At 68.8% G+C, this 2954-nt stretch carries 3 protein-coding genes and 1 pseudogene; all 4 read right to left on the bottom strand.

Going from position 1 to position 2954, the window contains the following annotated elements; genetic code table 11:
- Positions 1–304 (bottom strand): annotated as a pseudogene (locus AC1D1G_RS43730) (lipoyl synthase); the annotation flags it as partial.
- 52 nt (positions 305–356) lie between these two features.
- Entirely contained in the window at positions 357–1133 is a 777-nt protein-coding gene (gene lipB, locus AC1D1G_RS43725; protein WP_283334228.1) for a lipoyl(octanoyl) transferase LipB, read from the bottom strand.
- A gap of 48 nt (positions 1134–1181) precedes the next feature.
- Entirely contained in the window at positions 1182–2072 is an 891-nt protein-coding gene (locus AC1D1G_RS43720) for a TIGR01777 family oxidoreductase (protein ID WP_477956766.1), read from the bottom strand.
- Positions 2073–2163: 91 nt separating this feature from the next.
- Positions 2164–2954: 2-oxoglutarate dehydrogenase, E2 component, dihydrolipoamide succinyltransferase (sucB, locus tag AC1D1G_RS43715; RefSeq protein ID WP_477956765.1), on the bottom strand; the 791-nt coding region annotated here is incomplete at its 5' end.

Genomic DNA, 2954 nt, shown 5'->3' with positions numbered 1-2954 from the left:
CGTCGCGGTCGAGGTCGTCGGGTTTGCCGGTGTCGATCTGGCAGAAGTCGCAGCGGCGGGTGCATTGTTCACCGCCGATGAGGAAGGTCGCCTCGCGGTCTTCCCAGCATTCGTAGATGTTGGGGCAGCCGGCTTCTTCGCAGACGGTGTGCAAACCCTCGCGCTTGACGAGGCTCTTGAGCTCGGAGTATTCCGGGCCCATCTTCGCTCTCGTCTTGATCCAGTTCGGTTTGCGTTCGATCGGAGTCTCCGCATTTCGGATCTCGAGGCGGAGCAATTTGCGTCCTTCTGGGGCCACAGTCACGCGGTCGATGGTACGCCCGGCCCGTCGCACCCGGCGGGCCGGGGAGCGGTCGTCAACCGTACTGAACAGTAGTGAAGGTGGGCGCGGAGGACGTCGGGCCGGCGGCGGCGGAGTCGAACGTCACCCGCTCGATGTCGTGTTCGGTCACCGGAAGTTCGCCGTCGAGCGCGGCGACGACAGCCGCCGTGACTGCGGGCGTGACCTCCTCGACCGTGACGTCGCGGCCCAGTTCCCGCGACAGCGACGTGACCCCGGCGTCGCGGATACCGCACGGGATGATCGCGTCGAACCCCGTGAGAACGGAATTGCAGTTGAGCGAGAAGCCGTGCAGTGCGACACCACGCTGTACCCGCACCCCGATGGCCGCCACCTTGCGCTCGGGCAGCCACTGTCCGTTGTCGAGGGACGCAGGCAGCCACACACCGGAGCGACCGTCCACCCGGCCGCAGTCGATGCCGAGGTCGGTGCACACGGTGATCAGCGCCTGCTCGAGCCGTCGTACGTACCGCACGACGTCGACCGGTTCGGCCAGCTTGACGATCGGGTAGCCCACCAGCTGTCCCGGACCGTGCCAGGTGATCTTCCCGCCGCGGTCGACGTCGATGACGGGAGTGCCGTCGGTCGGACGGTCCTCGGGTTCGGTCCGGCGCCCCGCGGTGTAGACGGCCGGGTGTTCGAGCAGGAGCAGCGTGTCGGTGCCCGCGTTCTCGGCGCGTTCGGCCGCCAACTCGCGCTGTCGATCCCAGGCGTCGACGTACCCGATCGTGCCGAGGTGTTCGACGGAAATCGGGGAGGGGCTGAAACGGGCGGATTGTGTCGCGCTGCTCATGCGCTAGAGGTTACGCCGGGGCCGCCGAGGCACCACCACGACCTGGGTTCACCGCATGAGGGCGGCGTCGAGCCCTTCCCCGATGGTGTTGTGCCGGAACCGGAATCCCGCATTCTCGAGCACCGTGGGTATCGCGCGCTGTCCGGCCAGAACGCCTTCCTGCGCGAACTCTCCGACCAGCGCGCTGAGCGCGAACCCGGGAACGATCCACGGCGCGGGGCGACGCAGCGTCCGCGCGACGGCGCCGTTGAACTGGGCGTTGGTGACGGGCGCCGGGCCGGTGACGTTCACGGGTCCGGCGACGTCGTCGCGGGCGAGGACGAACTTGATCGCATCGACCTCGTCCTCCAACGAGATCCACGACAGGTACTGGCGGCCGTTGCCGAGCCGGCCGCCGAGCCCGAACGAGTACAGGGTCTTCAGCCTGCCGAGCAGGCCGCCGTGGGGGGAGAGGACGATGCCGCTCCGCAGCAGAACCGTCCGGATCTTCGAGGTGCGGGCGGGGGCGGTCGCGGCCTCCCAGTCGCGGCAGGTGTCCGCGAGGAAACCTGTCCCGGAGGGCGAGGTCTCGTCGACGACCCGGTCGCCGGTGTCGCCGTAGTAGCCGACCGCGCTCGCATTCACGAACACGGGCACCCCGGCCTCGGCGACACCCTCGGCCAGGACGTCGGTGGCGGCGATGCGGCTGTCCCGGATCAGTTGCTTGTACGCCCCGGTCCAGCGTTTGTCGCCGACCCCGACGCCGCACAGATTCACGACCGCGTCGGCGTCCGCGAGGATCCCCGTGTCGATCCGGTCCTTCTGCGGATCCCAGCGCGACTCGTCGGGACCCGCGGACGACCGGCGGACGAGGCGGACGACGTCGTGACCGTCGCCGCGGAGAGACGAGACGAGAGCGGTGCCAATCAGCCCGGAGGAACCGGCGATGACCACTCGCATGTGCAACAGCCTCCTTCACAGCGCAGGGGCACCATCCCTGCTGGAAATGGTGCCCCTGCGAAACTACGTTCGGCTCGAAGTCCGGTGACGATCAGAGGCCGAGGTCGGCCTCGAACGCTCCCTGCTCCAGACGCTGCTTGATGGTGGTCAAGAAGCGGCCGGCGTCGGCACCGTCGACGAGGCGGTGATCGTAGGTGAGCGGCAGGTAGCACATCGAGCGGACGCCGATGCTTTCACTGCCGGACTCGTCGGTCACGACCACGGGACGCTTGACGATCGCACCGGTTCCGAGCATCGCGGCCTGCGGGGGCACGAGGATCGGGGTGTCGAACAGGGCGCCCTGGCTGCCGATGTTCGTGATCGTGAACGTGCCACCCGACAGCTCGTCCGGCTTGAGCCCACCGGAGCGGGCGCGCTTGGCGATGTCCGCGATGGCGCGGGCCAGTCCGGCCAGCGACAGGTCGCCGGCGTTGTGGATCACGGGGGACAGCAGGCCCTGGTCGGTGTCGACCGCGATGCCCAGGTGCTCGGCGTCGTAGTAGGTGATCTGCTTGTTCGCCTCGTCGTAGCTGGCGTTGATGTTCGGGTGCGACTTCAGCGCCTCGACGACGGCCTTCGCGAAGAACGGGAGGAACGTGAGCTTGACGCCCTCGCGCTCGAGGAAGGTGTTCTTGGCCTGCGCGCGCAGGGCCGCGATCTTGGTGACGTCGACCTCGAAGGTCTGGGTGAGCTGCGCCGTGGACTGCAGCGACTCCCGCGTCTTCGTGGCGGTGATCTGGCGAATCCGGTTGGCCTTCTGCGTGGTTCCGCGCAGGTGCGCCAGTTCGGGGCGGACCCCGGCGGAGGCGGCTGCGGGAGCAGCGGCGGCGGCCGGTGCGGCAG

This window comes from Rhodococcus sp. P3_B8 (genome assembly GCF_056402775.1).
Note: the sequence above shows the minus strand (reverse complement) of the source record. Positions and strands in the feature narration are given on the sequence as shown.

Coding starts and splice junctions, on each gene's coding strand:
- lipB (WP_283334228.1), bottom strand. CDS start 1,133: ATGAGCAGCGCGACACAATCCGCCCGTTTCAGCCCCTCCCCGATTTCC.
- AC1D1G_RS43720 (WP_477956766.1), bottom strand. CDS start 2,072: ATGCGAGTGGTCATCGCCGGTTCCTCCGGGCTGATTGGCACCGCTCTC.